This window comes from Citrobacter sp. wls718 (assembly GCF_005280945.1).
Taxonomy (GTDB): domain Bacteria; phylum Pseudomonadota; class Gammaproteobacteria; order Enterobacterales; family Enterobacteriaceae; genus Citrobacter; species Citrobacter gillenii.
In genome coordinates this window covers 1-1,382 of record NZ_SZWV01000093.1, presented here as the reverse complement: position 1 = coordinate 1,382, position 1,382 = coordinate 1, and the positions used below count along the sequence as shown (strand labels likewise).

General features: G+C 41.2%; 2 protein-coding genes. One reads left to right on the top strand and one right to left on the bottom strand.

Going from position 1 to position 1,382, the window contains the following annotated elements:
• Positions 1-67: 67 nt before the first annotated feature.
• Entirely contained in the window at positions 68-607 is a 540-nt protein-coding gene (locus tag FDW95_RS17195) for a hypothetical protein (protein WP_249359189.1), read from the top strand.
• A 164-nt stretch (positions 608-771) separates the two neighbouring features.
• Here FDW95_RS17195 and FDW95_RS17190 read toward each other — a convergent pair whose 3' ends face one another.
• On the bottom strand, positions 772-1,296 hold the full coding sequence (locus tag FDW95_RS17190) for a phase-1 flagellin repressor protein (protein ID WP_069219472.1): 525 nt from the start codon (positions 1,294-1,296) through the stop codon (positions 772-774).
• Positions 1,297-1,382: the final 86 nt, after the last annotated feature.

The window sequence follows — 1,382 nt, the reverse complement described above, 5'->3', positions numbered from 1 at the left end:
GAGATTCAGGGGGCCAGTCTAGAAAGTGTGTCCAGGTTGTGGTGTTAAAAAACCATATCAGTCTCCCGTGAGAGGATTCATTTTTTTAGGTTTCATCGCAATCGCGATTTATAAAGGATGTAGTGGCGGTGGTAGTGAGAATACTGGGAACGCCTATTACTCGAATGATGTAGCTAGCAATGATGCCCCAACAAGCCAGCCATTTGTTGCGCGTGAAGCAGTAAAGGTAAAGAAAGCTGCGTCGGTGAACCTTATGCCAGCATCAACTACGCCATTCACTCAATCTCAAGTCTGTAAGGCAGCAATTGCAGGTATGTTCGGTAAGAGTGTGGGTAAAACTCAAGTAGCCAAAACGAAAACGGCTGGAGTGTTTACTGTTTCATACATGCGCCCTTCGGATAACCAGCGTTTTTCATTCAACTGTAAATTATCTGATGACAACGTGATTTGGACAGAGTCAGGTCAAAGTTCTAACCGTTGGCGGGGTACTAGTAATGTTGAATTTAATGTGGTGTTTATGGTTCGATATGACGAACTCACAGTGAAAGAGTTACACGCGGACTCTGACGACGTAACGTACAAATTCAGAATGAAAGATTTCCGATGACGAATCTCAAGGGCTGCATCTAGCGGCCTCTTTTAGTAACGTCATGTTGAAAACAAAACAAGATGCAAGCTCAGCTAAACGGATCCATATTTATTGAGTTAGTTACTCATTCTCTTGACCAAGTATCCTTTTAAATAATGATAACCAACTGATAATATTAATATTTAATCAGAGTAATCTGAAGAGGTTATTCTGCTAACCCAGTCAAACATGATCTGCATATGGTTGCCATTTGGTCTAATCATTCCGACTTGGCAAGCATTAACACCTGTTGTTTCCCCTATCAGAATACGCCCATCTAGCATATGTACTTTTATACCCACCCCTTGTTTAAAGCACTTATTGCAGATAGAGAAAAAGTCTTTCCTTGTTGGGTCACATGGCTGAACATTAAAAACATCAGCAGCAATAAGTCTTGCGGTTAAACTTTCGCCAATCGGCAATTCTTCGAGTGATGCGAGAAACTCAAGTTTTACCTCAATCCTATTGCTTCCCTTAGCTTCATCAGATGCCAAGATCATATTTTCTTTCTGATTAAACTTTGAAATATAACCGATTATTGATTGCCCGTTGCCGCTTACCAACTTTACAGGATAATCATTGAAGCGTAGAAATTGTATCCTGCGAGCAAGCGTAGAATATTCACGGGGCCATTTTTCCGCTTCTCGACCATATGAGATATCATTCATAACAGTTGTACCTTAGAACCAGTTTTAGCACATTAAACAAAAAAGCCCCGCAATCACGGGGCTTAGGGAAGGTGCGAACAAGTTCC

Coding starts and splice junctions, on each gene's coding strand:
- FDW95_RS17190 (WP_069219472.1), bottom strand. CDS start 1,296: ATGAATGATATCTCATATGGTCGAGAAGCGGAAAAATGGCCCCGTGAA.